General features: G+C 68.8%; 14 protein-coding genes and 1 tRNA gene. 9 read left to right on the forward strand and 6 right to left on the reverse strand.

The genetic code is table 11. The annotated features are described in order from the left end of the window. The first annotated feature begins 313 nt into the window (after positions 1-313). The gene (locus ACU6P3_RS15205) at positions 314-2,626 is read left to right on the forward strand and encodes a transglycosylase domain-containing protein (RefSeq protein WP_447197569.1); all 2,313 of its coding nucleotides are present in this window, start codon (positions 314-316) and stop codon (positions 2,624-2,626) included. Between the two features lie 205 nt (positions 2,627-2,831). On the opposite strand, the gene ACU6P3_RS15210 is transcribed toward ACU6P3_RS15205, so the two are convergent. Beyond that, positions 2,832-3,299 carry a GatB/YqeY domain-containing protein gene (locus ACU6P3_RS15210; protein WP_030751179.1) on the reverse strand — a complete coding sequence of 156 codons (468 nt, stop codon included), beginning with the start codon at positions 3,297-3,299 and terminating at the stop codon, positions 2,832-2,834. Positions 3,300-3,375: 76 nt separating this feature from the next. Here ACU6P3_RS15210 and ACU6P3_RS15215 point away from each other — a divergent pair, with 76 nt between their 5' ends. The 3 genes from ACU6P3_RS15215 to ACU6P3_RS15225 all read left to right on the forward strand — a co-directional run bounded on the left by ACU6P3_RS15215 (position 3,376) and on the right by ACU6P3_RS15225 (position 6,427). Beyond that, entirely contained in the window at positions 3,376-4,302 is a 927-nt protein-coding gene (locus ACU6P3_RS15215) for a metallophosphoesterase (protein WP_447197570.1), read from the forward strand. Positions 4,303-4,473: 171 nt separating this feature from the next. After that, positions 4,474-4,547, forward strand: a tRNA-Pro gene (locus ACU6P3_RS15220). Positions 4,548-4,786: 239 nt separating this feature from the next. Continuing rightward, on the forward strand, positions 4,787-6,427 hold the full coding sequence (locus tag ACU6P3_RS15225; RefSeq protein WP_447197571.1) for a PE-PGRS family protein: 1,641 nt from the start codon (positions 4,787-4,789) through the stop codon (positions 6,425-6,427). Here ACU6P3_RS15225 and ACU6P3_RS15230 read toward each other — a convergent pair. The 4 genes from ACU6P3_RS15230 to ACU6P3_RS15245 all read right to left on the reverse strand — a co-directional run bounded on the left by ACU6P3_RS15230 (position 6,357) and on the right by ACU6P3_RS15245 (position 9,645). Beyond that, positions 6,357-7,199 (reverse strand): PE-PGRS family protein, encoded by an 843-nt coding sequence (locus tag ACU6P3_RS15230; protein WP_447197572.1) that lies wholly within the window; start codon positions 7,197-7,199, stop codon positions 6,357-6,359. The two genes, ACU6P3_RS15225 and ACU6P3_RS15230, sit on opposite strands and share 71 nt — an antisense overlap. A 157-nt stretch (positions 7,200-7,356) precedes the next feature. Then, a complete protein-coding gene (locus ACU6P3_RS15235) occupies positions 7,357-8,886 on the reverse strand; it encodes a LacI family DNA-binding transcriptional regulator (RefSeq protein ID WP_447197573.1) in 1,530 nt (509 codons plus the stop codon). Between the two features lie 48 nt (positions 8,887-8,934). Further along, positions 8,935-9,300: a helix-turn-helix domain-containing protein gene (locus tag ACU6P3_RS15240; protein ID WP_447197574.1), complete on the reverse strand. Its 366-nt coding sequence runs from the start codon at positions 9,298-9,300 to the stop codon at positions 8,935-8,937. Positions 9,301-9,366: 66 nt separating this feature from the next. Continuing rightward, on the reverse strand, positions 9,367-9,645 hold the full coding sequence (locus ACU6P3_RS15245; protein ID WP_447197575.1) for a helix-turn-helix domain-containing protein: 279 nt from the start codon (positions 9,643-9,645) through the stop codon (positions 9,367-9,369). A gap of 487 nt (positions 9,646-10,132) precedes the next feature. On the opposite strand from ACU6P3_RS15245, the gene ACU6P3_RS15250 reads away from it, so the two are divergent. The 5 genes from ACU6P3_RS15250 to ACU6P3_RS15270 all read left to right on the forward strand — a co-directional run bounded on the left by ACU6P3_RS15250 (position 10,133) and on the right by ACU6P3_RS15270 (position 15,587). Further along, entirely contained in the window at positions 10,133-11,056 is a 924-nt protein-coding gene (locus ACU6P3_RS15250) for a hypothetical protein (protein ID WP_447197576.1), read from the forward strand. Then, a complete protein-coding gene (locus ACU6P3_RS15255) occupies positions 11,053-11,748 on the forward strand; it encodes an ATP-binding protein (protein ID WP_447197900.1) in 696 nt (231 codons plus the stop codon). The genes ACU6P3_RS15250 and ACU6P3_RS15255 overlap by 4 nt, the downstream gene beginning before the upstream one ends. A gap of 89 nt (positions 11,749-11,837) precedes the next feature. Further along, the gene (locus ACU6P3_RS15260) at positions 11,838-13,178 is read left to right on the forward strand and encodes a hypothetical protein (protein ID WP_447197577.1); all 1,341 of its coding nucleotides are present in this window, start codon (positions 11,838-11,840) and stop codon (positions 13,176-13,178) included. A gap of 45 nt (positions 13,179-13,223) precedes the next feature. Then, positions 13,224-13,862, forward strand: a complete 639-nt coding sequence (locus ACU6P3_RS15265; protein WP_447197578.1) for a plasmid mobilization protein — start codon at positions 13,224-13,226, stop codon at positions 13,860-13,862. Continuing rightward, the gene (locus ACU6P3_RS15270; RefSeq protein ID WP_447197579.1) at positions 13,863-15,587 is read left to right on the forward strand and encodes a relaxase family protein; all 1,725 of its coding nucleotides are present in this window, start codon (positions 13,863-13,865) and stop codon (positions 15,585-15,587) included. It begins immediately after the preceding gene. 727 nt (positions 15,588-16,314) lie between these two features. Here the strand turns inward: ACU6P3_RS15270 and ACU6P3_RS15275 are convergent. Then, on the reverse strand, positions 16,315-16,569 hold the full coding sequence (locus tag ACU6P3_RS15275) for a hypothetical protein (protein ID WP_447197580.1): 255 nt from the start codon (positions 16,567-16,569) through the stop codon (positions 16,315-16,317). Positions 16,570-16,609: the final 40 nt, after the last annotated feature.

A 16,609-nucleotide genomic window follows, 5' to 3' on the forward strand; every position in this document is an offset into this window, starting at 1 on the left:
CTATGGGTACGCGGCAGATCACCCAGGGGAGTGACCCAGGGGCATAACTCGCCAACCCGACAGAGCCGGAGATTTCGGTTACCCCAAAAGGGAATGTTCCATGACACGCGGGGAGGACTCGGGCAGCAATGTCCCGCAGTTCAGGCTCATCGGAATTGTTCACCAGAGATGTCATAGATCTGTGATGACGGCTGGTGAGAACCGGTGAAAGCTTGCAGATGCTTGATACACGACCGCACTGCTGTGACAGTTGGGGGCAGCTTAGGCCAGAGCATTGACGCCTGTCCGGCGATTGAGAACGTAGGCTTCGTCCATGCCAAAGACGCGTTCGGGCGGGGGTCTGTCCGGGACCCAGCAGGCCGCCAAGTTCCTCGGTGTCAGCGTGCTCGCGGGAGCCGTGCTCGCCGGAATCGCCCTGCCCGGCTTCGGAGCACTGGGGCTCGCCGCCAAGGGGACGGTCGAAGGCTTCGACGAGATCCCCGCCAACCTCAAGACCCCGCCCCTGAGCCAGCGCACCACCATCCTGGACTCCGAGGGCGGCCGTATCGCCACGGTCTACTCCCGTGACCGGACCGTCGTCCCGATCGAGGACATCTCCCCGTACATGCAGAAGGCGATCGTCGCGATCGAGGATTCGCGCTTCTACGAGCACGGGGCGATCGACCTCAAGGGCGTGCTGCGCGCGGTCAACCGCAACGCGCAGTCGGGCGGCGTCGCGCAGGGCGCCTCGACCCTGACCCAGCAGTATGTGAAGAACGTGTTCGTGGAGGAGGCCGGGGACGACCCCACCAAGGTCGCGCAGGCCACCCAGCAGACCCTGGGCCGGAAGATCCAGGAGCTGAAGTACGCGATTCAGGTCGAGGAGGAGCTGGGCAAGAAGAAGATCCTCGAGAACTACCTGAACATCACGTTCTTCGGCCAGCAGGCGTACGGCATCGAGGCCGCGGCCCAGCGCTACTTCTCCAAGCCGGCCAAGGACCTGAGCCTGGAGGAGTCGGCGATGCTGGCCGGCCTGGTCCAGTCGCCGAGCCGCTACGACCCGGTGAACGACGAGCAGGAGGCCGCCAAGCGGCGCAACACCGTCCTCCAGCGGATGGCCGCCGTCGGCGACATCTCGCAGGCGGAGGCCGACCGGGCCAAGGCCACCCCGATCAAGCTCAAGGTGACCCGCCCGAAGAGCGGCTGCATCACCGCGGTCAGCGGGGCCGGTTTCTTCTGCGACTACGTGCGGAAGGTGTTCCTCACCGACCCGGTCTTCGGCAAGACCCGGGAGGAGCGGGCGAAGCTCTGGAACCAGGGCGGCCTGACGATCCGTACGACCATGGACCCGCAGGCGCAGGAGTCGGTCCAGCAGTCGATCAAGAACCATGTGAACCAGAGCGACTCGGTCGCCACGGCGGTGACCCTGGTCGAGCCCGGCAGCGGCAAGATCCTGGGGATGGGCCAGTCCAGGCCGTACGGCTACGGCAAGAACGAGACCGAGATCAACCTGTCGGTCGACCACGACATGGGCGGCTCGAACTTCGGCTTCCCGACGGGATCCACCTTCAAGCCGTTCCTGGCCACGGCGGCCATCGAGCGTGGCGTACCGGCGACGCAGTCGTACCCGTCGCCGTACAAGATGCCGTACCCGGCCTCGATCCAGACGTGCAGCGGCAGGCCGTGGGTCAACACGGACAACGACACGGCGGAGAACGAGAACGAGTCCGAGGTCGGTCCGTACGACCTGAAGGAGGCGATGGCCCTTTCGGTCAACACCTACTTCGTGCAGATGATCGGGCAGATCGGCATGTGCCCGGTGACGGAGTCGATCGCGAAGCTCGGCGTGGTCCAGGGTGACGGGAAGAAGCTTCCCGAGTCGCCGTCGGCTCTGACGCTGGGCTCGCAGGGCATCTCGCCGCTGCGGATGGCCAGCGCGTACGCGGCCTTCGCGAACCAGGGCACCTACTGCACGCCGATCGCCCTCTCCTCGATCAAGACGGCGACGGGCGAGAGCCTGAAGGTGCCGAAGACGAGCTGCAGCCGGGCCATGTCGGAGAACACGGCGAACACGATCAACACCCTGCTGATGGGCGTGACGGACTCGGGTACCGGTAAGACGGCCGGCCTGACGAGCCGGGACAACGCGGGCAAGACGGGTACGACCGACGGCCGCAAGAACGCGTGGTTCGTGGGCTACACCCCGAACATGTCCGGCGCGGTGTGGGTCGGCAGCCCGTCGCAGCAGGTGGAGATGACGGACATCACCATCGGCGGCGTCTACCACGACCTGGTCTTCGGTGGCGCGGTGCCGGGACCGATCTGGAAGGACGCGGTCACGGGCGCGCTGGACGGCAAGGAGGCGCCCAGCTTCACGACGGTCAACATCCCGGACGGGCCGAAGGGCGGCGACCAGGACAAGCCGGACGACGGCGGGAACAACCAGGACCCGGGCCGGGGCAACGACAAGCCGGACGACAAGCCGGGCGACGGCAATCAGGACGGCAGCCCGTGGCCGCCGCCCGTCGAAGGCGGCAACCAGAACGGCGGGAACGGAAACGGCGGGAACGGAAACGGCAGGAACGGCGGGAACGGCTGGCCCGGGTGGCCCGGAGGCCCCGACGACGGCGGCGGAAACTTCCCGTAGGCCATCCATAGGAGACGCCTGAACGAAGGCGATTCCTGAACGAAGACGCCCGGCCGGTGACACTTCTTGGTCACCGGCCGGGCGCTTTCGTACGGGTACGGGTACGAGTCCTGAGCGCCCGCGGACAGAAGCCGCAGGCCGGCCGACGTCACCCGAGAAGAGGTGTCAGCCGAGAAGGGGTATCAGCCGAGGACAGGGGTCATGATCATCCGGCGGCGAGGGACTTCTTCACCAGGGCGGCGACGCGGCCCCCCTCGGCCAGCCCCGCGACCTTCGGGCTGACGATCTTCATCACGGCACCCATGGCCCGCGGCCCCTCGGCCCCCGCGGACTTCGCCTCCGCCACGGCCTGCGCCACGATCGCGGCCAGTTCCTCGTCGCTCAGCTGCTGGGGCAGGTACGCGTCGAGAACGGCGCTCTCCGCCTTCTCCCGCTCGGCCTGCTCGGCGCGGCCACCCTGCGTGAACGCCTCCGCCGCCTCCCGGCGCTTCTTCGCCTCCCGGGCGATCACCTGGCGCACCTCGTCGTCGGAGAGCTCGCGCGCCGACGTGCCCGCGACCTCCTCCTTGGTGATCGCGGAGAGGGTCAGCCGGAGCGTGGCGGAGCGCAGCTCGTCACGCGCCCTGATGGCCTCGGTGAGGTCTTCCTTCAGCTTGGACTTAAGGCTGGTCATGCGGTCAGTGTGGCAGGTGTGCCGAGGTGGCCGCCCACGGATTTCACACCGGTACGGCGTCTGCGACGATGGGCGCATGCGCGCACGCTACGCAGTACCTCTGGGAATCTCGGCAGTCGGCGCGGCCGGCCTCGCCTACGCCGTCGGTTTCGAAGCACGATCGTTCCGGCTACGCCGGATTTCCGTGCCGGTGCTTCCGAAGGGGATGCGTGATCTGCGGGTCCTCCAGGTCTCCGACATCCACATGGTGAGCGGTCAGCACAAGAAGCGGCGCTGGCTCCAGTCGCTGGCCGGCCTGCGCCCCGATTTCGTCGTGAACACGGGCGACAACCTGTCCGACCCCGAGGGTGTACCGGAGGTGCTGGACGCCCTGGGACCGCTGATGGAGTTCCCGGGGGTCTACGTCTTCGGTTCGAACGACTACTACGGGCCCAGGCCCCGCAACCCCGCCCGCTACCTCCTGGAGAAGGTGCAGGGACGCCACGGCCTGAACGGCAATCCGCCGGTCGTCGGGGCGGTCCACAACCCCTGGGAACCGATGCGGGACGCCTTCGACGCGGCGGGCTGGGTCGGCCTGAGCAACACCCGTGGCCGGCTGAAGCTGGACGGCCGCGAGATCGCGTTCACCGGCCTGGACGACCCGCACATCAAGCGGGACCGGTACGAGCGGGTCGCGGGCGGCCCCGAGGCGGACGCGGACTTCTCCGTCGCCGTCGTCCACGCCCCCTACCTGCGCACCCTGGACGCCTTCACGGCGGACGGTTACCCGCTGGTACTGGCCGGTCACACCCACGGGGGCCAGATCTGCGTCCCCTTCTACGGAGCGCTGATCACCAACTGCGACCTGGACACGGACCGCGTCAAGGGCCTCTCCACCCACCGGGCCGAGGGGAACACCGCGTACCTCCACGTCTCGGCGGGCTGCGGCACCAACCGCTACACCCCCGCCCGCTTCGCCTGCCCCCCGGAAGCCACCCTCCTGACCCTGACCGCCCGCGCCTGACCCGCCGACGCTCCCCGGCCCCCGGGCGCCTGGTCCCCCCGGCCCCTGCGCCCGGGGGGACCAGCGCCTGCGGAGCCCGGTGCCCGGGCGGGCTCGGGCACCGTAATCCGGATTTCGTCTCCGGCCTGCGGTGGGCTAAAGTAATCGATGTCGCCGCGACAAGGGCGACATCGGGGTGTAGCGCAGCTTGGCAGCGCGCTTCGTTCGGGACGAAGAGGTCGTGGGTTCAAATCCCGCCACCCCGACAGTCGAAACAGCAGGTCAGGCCCGGTACTGAGAGATCAGTACCGGGCCTGATTTGCGTTTCGACCCTGTTTTGGGAGCCATTTGGGAGCCAACTGGGTGTGATCTTCGGGAGTCGGCTCCCAGGTTGGCTCCCGAGCAGTGGCCTTCCGCCGCCTCCTAGCGCGATGTACGCCTCGCGCCGCGAGTGAGTCACTGCACGGCTTGTGCCAAGCAGACCTGAGACGGTACGACGATCGCTATGCACCCTTGGTCTCCGTTAAATGACCGGCAGCTCGCGCTCCTCACCCGCATCGGAGGCGGAACCGACCCCGTCACTTCTGACAGCCCCGAGCTCGCCGTCACGGCTCGCGCGCTCAGGGACCGGGGCTTGGTGACCATGCCCAGGAAGAAGGGGAGGTGGCAGGCGGAGATCACTGACGCGGGTCGCTTCTATCTGGAGCACGGTCACCATCCCGACCGTCCGGAACTGGCTCCACGCAAGCCTCGCGCGGCGGCGTCTGAAGCCGAGACGCCGGTTGCCGCTGGCCCTCGGCAGGATGCCGATCCTCCGACGGAGTCGAAGCCCGTATCGAAGCGTGCCGTGCAACCTCCGCGCCCGTCGCCGGCGGCTGTCGGGCCGGCGCTCATCGCGCAGGTGCAGAAGGCCGGACGATTCCTTCGGATCCCGGACCCTAGTGCCGAGGAACGGGCTCGGTATCGCAGGGCGTTCGACGCAGCACGGCAGTGCGCTCCGGACGGGTACCACCTGAAGTACAGCGGGCGGGCGAAGGGAGACTTCTTCCTCGGTCTGCTCCGGGTGACTGGTGAGGACGACACCGAGTGGAATCGGATCCGCCTGGCACGCAGCCGTGTGATCACCGACGTCGAGGACGTGCTCGCCGCGGTTGCCAAGGACCACAGCGCCTTCGAGATCTCCGAAGAGGTCCTGCCGAGGGTGCTCGCGCTGATCCGGCTCCTGGCCGATCAGGCACTCGCGCGGTACGGCGAGATCGCAGTGTCCAAGAAGCGCAGGCAGCCGAGGCCGCTGCTCACTGTCCACGGCAGGACGTACGAGGTCGGCTTCCGTGAGCGGCAGAAGCAGGTCCGGTACGTCCCCAAGCAGCCGGGCCGACGCACGTACGACTGGCAGCGGGTTACGCCTGCCCACAAGTCCGAGCCGTCCGGCGAACTGGAGCTGCTGGTCAGCGAGAACTCGGGTTACAGCTACAGCTACGGCTGGAAGAAGGATTGGGCTGACACTGCCAAGAAGCCGTTGGAGGAGCAGATCGGCTCCATCTTCCGGGCGTTGAAGGCACGCGCGGAGGAGCAGGAGCGGGCCCGGCTGGAACGAGAGACGGAGCAGCGGCGTCTGCGAGAGGAGCGGGAGCGGCAGGAGGCCGAGCGTCGGCGGCTGGCGGCGGAGCGGGAGGAGCGCGAGCGGCGGGAGTGGGAGGCCGCGGTAAGTGCGGCTTCGGTCAAGGCGGTTCACGCCGTACGAGCCGAACACTTCGGCACGGCCCTGGAACAGTGGCGGGCCGCAGGTGAGATCCGGGCGTTCTGCGCCGCGCTGGATGAAGTCGCCGCCGCGTCGGAAGATGCCTCCGAAGCTGAGAGGCTGCGTGAGTGGTCGGCTTGGGGAAACTCGGAGGCCGATCAACTCGACCCCACTACCAACGGTCAGGGCCTGGCCGCCCGTGACTTCCACGCGGAGCCGACGAAGAAGCAACTGCGGCCGTTCCTCGACGGGTGGCACCCGGACCGGCCGGAGAAGGAGAAGCCTCCGGCTCAGCCAGCGCCTCCCATGGCGGAGCTGGACCCATGGCGCGGCGTCATCGACGCACGTCAGGATCAAGGGTGGCGATATGGACGCCAAGGTCGCGCTCAATGGTGGAGGCGATGACACCGTGACCTCGGTCGCGTAGGGCCTTGACCGCTTTCTCGACGAGTTCTCCGAGCCGGATGACCTCGGCTCGCAGGGCTACCAACTCATCGTAGCGGTCGGCCTTGTCTTCGCCGCACCAGGCCCGGACGGTTCGCAGGACAGCTGCCTCCGCGTCCAGCTTCCGGTCGTCCCGCCGACTGTAGGAGTACCAGGAGGACTGGGCACGCTCCTGCTCGATGCCCTGTTGCTTGCGGTCCACCTCCGGAAGGATCTCGTCGGCGAGGCGGCCGGCGACCTGGCGGGCGACCCGCTCGGTGACCGCCCACCCAGCCAGGCACATGCCGTGGCGGTTCTCGTAGACCATGGCGTCGCCGCGGAGTTCAGCTGCGTCCATGCCGATGAGCGGTGCCGTCTCATCGAGGCGGCTCAGCTCCAGGACCCCGGCGTCGGCCACCGTTCGGCGCAGGCGCAGCCTGTTCTTCGGGCGGACGAAGCCGAGGATCATGCGGGCGGCTTCGAAATCCGTGCTGCCCCGGACGTGGCGAGAGGACTCCGCCAGAGCCAGCTCCGCCACGTCATCCGCGCGGAACGTATCAACATCCGCCCACGGTGCTACGAGGGAGCCGGAACTGACCCACTCCTGCAGGCCAGCGGCATCGCCTTCGAGGAACCGCACGTGGACCCAGCCAGACCTGCCGGGGCCGCCAACGCGTACGACCTCCACTTGGCGGACCTCGCTGCCCAGGTCTTTCGGCCTCGCGCGGTACACCCAGTGCTCGCCAATCTCCATGTGCCTATTGAGCCAGGTCTGCCGGCCCTCTCACCGGGCGTTTGCCATAACCTCCGGAGCGAGGTGACTTCCAGGAGGTTGACGCTGCTCCACAAGGCGTCGCCAGAGACGGCTGTGCCTCTGGAGGTGACCGCCAGAGGCACAGCCGTATTCACCGCTAGGACTCCACAGGATCACGTGATTCCCTGCGTGCACGTAGGACATCGCCGAGTACGCGTACTGGTGACGTGGGGCTCATCGCCAAGCGGGCGTCGAGTGCCGTCTCCCAGTGCTCGGTCAATCCGAGCATGAGGCGCGTGCGCATCCCGGGGGTGACGTGGGCATAGCGCGCCGAAACGGAGCCGTCGATGTGGCCCATGCGGTCGTCCATGAGGACCCTCTCGGTACCGAGATCCTCCATCACCGTTCGGTGGGTGTGGCGGAGGCCATGGGGTGTGAGGCCCTTGGCGATCGGGAGCCAGCAGGCGTCGGCCCGGTCGCTGGCGCCACGCCCTCGGGCTGGGACGCCGGGCCACGGCTCACCGAGGAGCGGTACGGGGCGGGCTTCCTGCGGTGCCTTCTTCGGGTACCAGCCGGAGACCGCCGGGGTGAACAGCCAGGTGGCGAAGCCGTTTCGGCGCCAGTGGGCTGCGTGCTGCGATACGGCGCCGCCGCGCACGAACCCCAGGTCTGTGATGGCCTGTTCCACCCTGACCCGCTTGGCTTCGGTGACGCGATCGGGGTGGTTGAGGACGTTGGATACCGTGCCGGTGGAGACTTCGGCTCGGCGGGCGACGTCGACGAGTTTCGCGCCGTGGTGGCCGCCGGTGCGGGCTGTGCCCTGGCCCCGGAAGACGTAGGTCTTGCCGTGGCACGGGCAGGGCTTCGGCTTCGTGCGGGCGACATGGTCGGCGACCAGGGCCGACAGCCAGTCCATCGCGTCGATGGTGCGGTAACTGTCGTCCTTGGGCGGGCAGCGCACCAGCTCGCCGGTGTCGAGTTCGTACAGTTGCCACTCGACGCGGACGGCCCCGGGGCGGGCGAACTCCGTCTCCAGGCCAACGATTTCGCCCCAGCGCATGCCGGTGTACCCCTTGAGGACGACGGCCACAAACTCGTCGTCACGGCCGGAGAGCACGGCGGCGCGCTCGGCAGTGAGCAGGATTCCAAGCGGGTCGGTGACGACCTTCTCCGGGCCGCGGTCGCGGGAGCGGCCGGCGCGCTTGCCGCGTCCGCGTCGTCTGGCAGCCGGGTTGGACGTGATCAGACCCTCGTCGATCGCGTCCTCGAAGATCAGGTGGAGCGTCGAGCGCCAGGTTTTGACGCTGGAGGCCGCATAGACGGCCTTCTCCTTCTTCTCCCACAGGTCGACGTCCGTGCGCAGGATGCCGGCGAGCGCCTTGTCCTCGAAGTCGGGGAGCAGGTGCTCCTCAATGTGGCGCTTGTAGTTCTGCATGGTCGAGGCGGCCAGGTCCTGGGCCTCGTACCAGCGGTTCGCGTACTCGCCGAAGGTCTCCTGGCCGAGTGCCGGGTCGCGCCAGTCGCCGCGCCGGTACTTGTTCTCGGCCTCGCTCGCGGCACGCTGAGCCTCCCCCTTGGTGGCGAACCGGATCGCCTTGCCGGTGTCGTCGACCACCGTAAGGTGCTTCCCGGGCGCGGTCTTGTACCGGCCGCGCCAGTAGTTTCCGCGCTTCTCCGCGAAACCCAACTTCCGTCTTCCTTCCCTGTTCTTGGCTTGTGACTGAGCGTGGGCGCGCTACGCGACGGTCTCGTACTGGGTGCGGCGCGGCGGTCGGGCCCGCAGACGCCCTGTCGTCGGAGCCGTAGTCGGCCCAGGAGGCTGGGCGGCACGCGTTCGTGCAGCGGGTTGTCTTGTTGCTGCCGGACTGGCCGACGCGCTGCTGACGGATCGCCTCGGGCGTTCTTCGTTGAGGCGCACGATCTCGGCGAGGTGTGTGGCGGTGAAGCGATAGGCGCGGCCGACGCGGGTGTGCGGGATGAGTCCGCGTCGGGCCCGGTCCTTGACCCACCAGGCGGAACAGCCGAGGGCTTCGGCGATTTCCTCGGGGCGGTAGAGACGGGGCAATGGAGCTCCGCCCTCGGTGCCAGGAAGGCGTCGCACGAGGGCAGGGGGTATGTCGGAGTGGTGCAAGAAGGGCGGGTCCTCACTGGGTGGGAGCGTGCTCTGTCAGCGGCGCTGGGCGAGCCTCGTCACGTGGCGGTCGGTCTGCAGCAGCACGAGAGGCGAGACGAGGAGCGCTTCGGCGATCACGACGAGGTCGTCGGCATCACAGCGTCGCTGAGCGCGTTCGATACGGGACAGCATGGTGTTAGACATCGGGTGGCCAAGGGCGGTCACGCGGCCAGCCAACTGCCGTTGTGACAAGCCTCGTTCGGTGCGGAGGATTCCAATATTGCGGGCCGCCTGTATTCCAGCGGGTCCGACTTCCAATGAGCGTGGGGGCATGACTCCAATTGAAAGGTCCAATCGCCGGTTTTGGTAACCGGCGATCGTCGGCTATGTTGCGCTCGCGCGGTTCGCCGCGAAATGGTTCCTGAGGGACCGGGAACGGCGCGGAGCGGTGCATCAATCAGGGCTGTGACGTGGGGTGTTGTGTTGTAGCTTCCCTGTCGGCGGCGCGTCAACGGCTTGCCGATGTGATGCTTCTGGCTCTGCGGTCCGGGCAACTATTTGGTCAACAGCGGATCGTGCCTTACGGTTTTCCTCCCGCCCGCCACCCAGCCCCGTTTCTCGCAGCCTTTCTGCCGTGAGAGATTGCGCCGGATAGGGCTGGACTTGCGCGACGGGGGTGTGGCTATGTTGACGACACCCCCGGAAGCGCAATCGCTTCCCGGCGCGCGTCCGCGCCAACGTCTCCCGCTCGAATCCCGCCCCGACCGACGGTGAGCCGTGCTGTCCGCGCACAGGCCACCGAGTGAGGACCGCCCCGCACTTGGCACGAATCCGCACCATCAAGCCCGAAGCCTTCGTCTCCGAGTCCTTGGCCGCCGTCTCCCTGACCGCCGAGCGCACCTTCCTCGGCCTGCTCACCCAGGCCGACGACCAGGGCCGCCACCGCGACCACGCCGCGATCATCGCCGGACAGTTGTGGGTCCTGCGCCCGGAGCACACCCCGTCCGATGTCGAAACGGACCTCGCGCAGCTCGCCGACGCCGGGCTGATCTGCCGCTACAAGGCGCCGGATCACAAGCGGTACCTGCACATCGTCACCTGGGGCCTCCATCAGAGGATCAACCGGCCCAGCAAGAGCCGCCTCCCTGCATGCCCGCATCACGAGGTTCCGGCCGGAGTCGCACCGAGCCCAGCCCAGGCCGAATTCGCGGAGCCCTCACTGCCGTCTCACGGAGCCCTCCGCGAGGACACAAGGGGAATGCGCGAGCCCGCAGCGAATCCGGGCACCACATGCGAAACCGCAGGTCAGGACAGATTCATGGAGGACTCCATGAAGACTCATGAAGTCCTCCCGGAGCCGTCGGTGAACCCTCACTGCTCGGATCTAGGACCTAGGACCATGGATCTAGGAGATACCCCTTCGGGGGGCGCAAGCGCCCACGCGCTCGACACCGTCTCGGCCAAGCAGCTCCTCGGCGAGTACATCGCGGCGTGCAACCACCGCCCGCCGGACGCCTTCCTGAACCACCTCGGCAAACAGGTGCGCGCACTGCTCGACGAGGGCATCGCCCCCGCCCACCTCCGGGCCGCCCTCGAACGCCACCGGGCCAAGGGGCTGTCCCCGAGCGTCCTGCCCAGCCTCGTCCACGAGGTGATGAACGCCACCTCCCCCGCCACGCCCGCAGCCCACCGGGCATGGACGAACCCCACCGACGTCGTCTCCGCCTACGGAGATGAACTCTGACCGCCACCCTCACCCGCGCACCCCAGCGCGTCGGCCCGCTCGCCGACCGGCTCAACACGATCCTCGCCAACCGCGGCATCGACCCCGCCGCTGCCACCCAGGAGCCGGCGCCCGAGACCGTCACCGCCCTGGAACTCGCCGACGCCCGCATCCCCGCCCGCTACCGCCGCGCCCTGGCCGACCACCCCCAGATCACCACCTGGGCCGACCAGACCGCCCGCGCCGGACGACCCGGCCCAACCGGACCCGGCATCGCCGAGGGCCCGTCGCTGCTGATCGCCGGTCCCACCGGCACCGGCAAGACCCACCAGGCGTACGGCGCCGTACGCGCCCTCCTCACCCGAGGCGTCCGCCTGCGCTGGGAGGCCACCACCTCTGCCGACTTCCACGCACGGCTCCGCCCCCGTGCCGGCCACGACGGCGAACGAGAACTCCAGACGCTGGCCCGCTGCCCGCTGCTGCTCCTGGACGACCTCGGCGCGGCCAAGACCAGCGAATGGACCGAGGAGCTGACCTACCGGCTGATCAACCACCGGTACGAGCACATGCTCCCCACCCTCATCACCACCAACCTCCCCACCGCCGAGCTGCGCACCGCACTCGGCGACCGCGTCGCCTCCCGTCTCGCCGAGATGACCGAGCGGGTCATCCTCACCGGGCCCGACCGACGCCGCACCTCGCCCGCCGCCTGACGGCAGCCCGCGTCTCCCTCCTTCCACCACCTCACTCCGCCCGCGCACAGGCATGCCCTCGGCCGCGCGAGCCCTTGGAGAACCCCTGCATGACGTCCGGCAACACCGTCCCCGCAAGCGCCGAAGAGACTCCCACCGCATCCGTGGCGCAATGGATCACCTCGCCCACGGCAGTCGCACTCCTGCTCGCTGTCCTCGCCTCGGTCGCAACATGGCAGTGGCAGCGCTCCCGGAAGCCCGACAAGGGGCAGCGGGGTGGCACCGCCGCGATTCCGGTGGCTGCCGTCGCCGCGATCGGCTGCACCGCCTACAGCGCGGACACCAGCTGGCGCTTCGCCGCCGACTACCTCGACATGGGCGGCACCATCGAGCGCGCCGCGATGTTCGCCGCCGCCGAGCTCGGCCTGTTTGCCACCGCTCTGATGGCCCGGCAGAATCTCCACGGTCCGAAGCAGGCGCCCGGGCTGCCGGGCACGCTCACCTGGGTGATCACCGGCGTGCAGATCCTGCCCGCCTACGCCGAATCCGGACCAGTGGGCGGAACCGTGCGAGCCTTCGTCGGCCCGGTCCTGGCAGCCATGCTGTGGCACCTGGCCATGGGCATCGAACTGCGCAACCGCAGCCCGCACGCCGACTCCCACAGCCTGGCAGCCGTCCTCGCCCGGCAGATACGTGAACGGCTGCTGGCCCGCCTGGGAATCGCCGACCGGGACGCGGACGCCGCTCGGATCATCCGCGAGCGCGCCCTCGATCGGGCCGTCACCCTGATCCTCCGGGCAGAGACCATGACGCCTGAGCGGCGTTCCAAGATGCGAGGCCGACGCCTCACCCGCCGCCTGCACCAAGCACTGGAGCAGGCCGACGTCGACCGCGACGAGCGCCAGGACGAGTTGCTGCTGCGCAAGCTCGCCACCCGCCAACAGGCCCTCGCCCTGGCCGCCATCCCGCTGCCCGCCCGCTGGCTCGGCTCCTCCCCCGGTTCTCCGGGGTCTCCGGGCGGATCCACGATCGCCCGCCCGCAAGCCGCAGCAGTGACGCAGGCAGAGCTTCCCGGCAGCCCGCCTTCAAAGATCACGGGCGATTACGCCGCCAATCGGGCAGCTCGCCCTCAGCCCGAAAACCGCCCACGACAGCCCGGCCGTACCGCGGTCAGCCCGGAGTCGAAGCCGGGCGAGGAACCGCCGGACGTCGATCCGGGCAAGGCCGCACGGGCGAAGCCGAATCGCCCGGGTCACAAGGCACGGGCGACACCCGAGCTCCTCACCACCTACGCCCAGCGCCTCCTCCGCGAGACCGGACGTCTCTCCCGTGACCTGTTGGAGGACGCCGTACGCAAGGACGGCTACAGCGTCGCCAGCGACACCGCTGGAGAAGTCGTACGCAGCGTCAAAGCCGACCTGCGGGCCGGGCCTGCCGACCACCCGCACTGAGAACCAGACCACCCCTGCTCCCAAGCCCCGAGGAAGACCGCTCCGATGCACGACTCGCACCACGAACTCCCCATCCCTCAGCAGGAGATGGCTACCGGCCTCAACAGCGCAGCAAGCAATGGCGATGGACCGTCCACGGGCCGGTCCATCGCGGACTCCTCCGCCCCGGGGGTGGCGGAGGAGCTGCTCCGGCGCGAGGGCGCGCCGGAGCAGGAGGGGGTGGGCGTCGGCGAACCGTCGGACCCCACCCCGTTGGGGGCCAAGCAGCGTCCGCCGCACCGCCGCGCGAACCTCGAAACGCGGCGCGCCAAGCCCGTCACCGTCCGCTTCGCCCCGCACGAGAAGCACGACATCCAGGCGGCGGCGGACACCGAGCACGTGACCATGGCCACCTACATCGCCGACGCCACCATGGCCCGCGTACGAGGTGAGATCACCGTCGCCCCCGTGCGCACGATCTACGACGACGCGATCGACGAACTCGTCTCCCTGCGCACGCAGATCGCCCGGATGGGTAACAACGTCAACCAGATCGCCCGCCGTCTCAACACCGACGGCAATCCCCACCCTGTGGACGCCGCGATCCTCCAACGGACCGACCGGCTGCTCGCCACCGCCCACGACACGGTCCGGGCGATCGACGACGCCGCCTTCCGGGCAGCCGAGCAGAACGCGGCGGCCTGAGTGATCGCAAACATCGTCAAGCCGGGCAGCAACACGTACGGCGTGCTGGCCTACCTCTTCGACAAGGGCCGCGCCAACGAGCACACCAACCAGCACATCGTCGCCTCCTGGGACGACTTCACCCCCGACCCCGGCCCCTGGGACAGCCCCGGACACGAGCAACGCCTCGGCCAGCTCACCAAGGCCCTGGATCTGCGGGTCAAGCAGGCTGGCGACAAGGCTCCGGACGGGCATGTGTGGCACTGCTCGGTGCGTGCCGCACCCCAGGACCGCGCCCTGAACGACGCCGAGTGGGCGACGATCGCCCGCCGCATTCTCCACGCGACCGGCATCGCCCCAGAAGGTGATCCGGACGGCTGCCGTTGGGTCGCTGTGCGCCACGCGGCCGACCACATCCACATCGTCGCCACCAAGGTCCGAGGCGACCTGCGCCCACCGCGGAACTGGAACGACTACCACCACGCGATGACCGAACTCACGGCGATCGAGAAGGACTTCGGACTCACCCAGGTACCGCGTGGCCCCGAAGCAGCCGCCGACACCCCGGCCGCGAAGCGCCCCACCCGCGCCGAGCAGGAGAAGGCCAAGCGGCAAGGCAGTGGCATGACGACGCGCGAGTGGCTGCGGCACACCGCGCGCGCCGCGCTCTCCCACGCCCAGGACCTGGACGACTTCTTCAACCTGCTCGCCGACGCCGGCCTCCAGGTCGAAACCCGCACCCTGCCCTCCGGCGTCCTGGCCGGCTACAAGGTCGCCCTGCCCGGCGACACCAACAGTGAGGGCGAGCCCGTCTGGTACTCCGGCTCCAAACTCGCGACTGACCTCTCCCTTCCCCAGATCCGACAGCGCCTGGCCGCCACCGAAGCGCCCGCCGCGCCCGCGGACTCACCGGTCGGGCACCGCCGCCCCAACGCATGGCACCAGGCCACCGCCGCCGCGGAGCGCATCCCGCACCACCTCGACCACGCCGACGAGGACATCGCCCAGGCCCACCTGACGGTCTTCGGCGAAGTCCTCTACGCCCTGCCCGCCCACGCCCCCGCCCACCTGAAGGCCGAACTCCAACGGGCCGCACTCGCCTTTGAGCACGCCGCTCACAGCCGTGCCCAGGTCGACCACCAGCACGCTCGCGCCCTGCGCGGCGCTCTGAAGGGCATGCTCTACCAGCCCGCCGACCACACCGCCCTGGCCATGCTCCTGGACGCCGCCATCCTCGTCGTCCTCGCCACCCAGCGCCGTAGCACCCTGCGCCACCATGACCGGCAGGTGGCCGCCGCCGGCCAGTCGCTCATCCATCTCCAGGCCGCCTACGACCAGATCGCCCCCATCAGCCTCGCCGCACTCGCCCGGCACCGCCCCACCGACGGAACCGTCCACCAGCACGTCCGCATCCTGCACGAGGTCCTGCCCGCCCACGCCGAGCAGATCCTCACCGAGAACGCCTGGCCAGCCCTCACCACCGCCCTCGCCGCCGCCGAAGCCGTCGGCCACGACCCCGCCACCGTCCTCCAACAAGCCGCCCAGCAACGCCCTTTGGACGACGCCAAGTCGATCGCCGAAGTCCTCGTCTGGCGCATCCAACGCCTCAGTGAGCGGCACACCCCCGGTCCGAGTGCACGAGCCGCGCAGGCCCGCAGCGCTCGTGCTCAGGCCGCCTCACAGACCGGCGCCGGGATCCCGAAGGTGTACACGCCGCCGTCATCCCGCACAGACCGGTCCCGGTAGGAGGGCGACGGATCGTAGGCGTACACCCCCGGTTACCGAAACCGGGGATTCTCCGGACCTTTTGTATGGCCCACCCCCACGAACCGCTGACAAGGAGAACCTCGCATTCCCACCCAAGATCCCCTCCCCCAAGTCGTCATCCTGCTGTGCGACCTGTACCAGGACTACGGCTCTGGTGACTGGTTCCACCTCGACGGAAGGCCCATCACCGAGGAGGAATACAACATCGCTCACGAGGCCACACTCGAAGAGATCCGTGAGGCTGACGCGCAGACATTTCGCTACTACAAGTACCGGCTCAGGTGGCTCGAAGCACCCGAGGTTCTAGACCGGTTCCTCCAACCGTTCCTGGACCAGCTCGACGAGAAGCCCTTCGGTCACGCCATCGACATCATGAATGTGGACGAGCTAGCGAAGTTCCAGCAACTGGTCGATGCGGTGGCTGAACCCCTGCGCCCATTCACCCCGTACACCTTCTGACAGACAGCGGCGTAGTCCGCACACCGATATGACGAAGGGGGGCGGTGGCAGGGATTCATCCCTGCCACCGCCCCCCTTCGCACTGCTGAGGTCAGCGCCCGCGTTGGCCCTTGTCCACGGCCTTCGCCATGTGGGCGTCGACCAAGCCAGGGCTTCCGGAAACGACCACGACCACTGTCCCGATGCGGACGGCCGTCTGCTTCACTATGCTGCTGCGCCCGCCAAAGGAGAACGTCAGCCACTGGCTTCACTGCTCATCGCCCAAACGGTCGGCAAGCGCCTTCTGAGCCGTGACCGTGACGGAGGTACTGCCGCCGAGGACTCGGTACGTGGGGCAGGAGGTCATCGCCTCGAATATCCAGGCCACGCCCGTCTCGGTGTCGCTGTACAGCTCCTCGGACACCTCGGAACCCTCGTCACCGACGTAGGTGAAGGACACCTTCGCCCTGTGGGAGAAGTCGAGGCTGCCACCGAGCTCCTCGAGCGCCGGACAGCCGATCACGGACACGTCATCGTGCCGCTCTGCGCGCTGCGGCTGGCGA

The sequence above is a fragment of the Streptomyces hebeiensis genome, assembly GCF_052983195.1.

Bases quoted from the DNA above. Each gene is read 5' to 3' on its own strand.
- ACU6P3_RS15205 (WP_447197569.1), top strand. From the start codon at position 314: ATGCCAAAGACGCGTTCGGGCGGGGGTCTGTCCGGGACCCAGCAGGCC.
- ACU6P3_RS15210 (WP_030751179.1), bottom strand. From the start codon at position 3,299: ATGACCAGCCTTAAGTCCAAGCTGAAGGAAGACCTCACCGAGGCCATC.
- ACU6P3_RS15215 (WP_447197570.1), top strand. From the start codon at position 3,376: ATGCGCGCACGCTACGCAGTACCTCTGGGAATCTCGGCAGTCGGCGCG.
- ACU6P3_RS15225 (WP_447197571.1), top strand. From the start codon at position 4,787: ATGCACCCTTGGTCTCCGTTAAATGACCGGCAGCTCGCGCTCCTCACC.
- ACU6P3_RS15230 (WP_447197572.1), bottom strand. From the start codon at position 7,199: ATGGAGATTGGCGAGCACTGGGTGTACCGCGCGAGGCCGAAAGACCTG.
- ACU6P3_RS15245 (WP_447197575.1), bottom strand. From the start codon at position 9,645: ATGCCCCCACGCTCATTGGAAGTCGGACCCGCTGGAATACAGGCGGCC.
- ACU6P3_RS15260 (WP_447197577.1), top strand. From the start codon at position 11,838: ATGACGTCCGGCAACACCGTCCCCGCAAGCGCCGAAGAGACTCCCACC.
- ACU6P3_RS15265 (WP_447197578.1), top strand. From the start codon at position 13,224: ATGCACGACTCGCACCACGAACTCCCCATCCCTCAGCAGGAGATGGCT.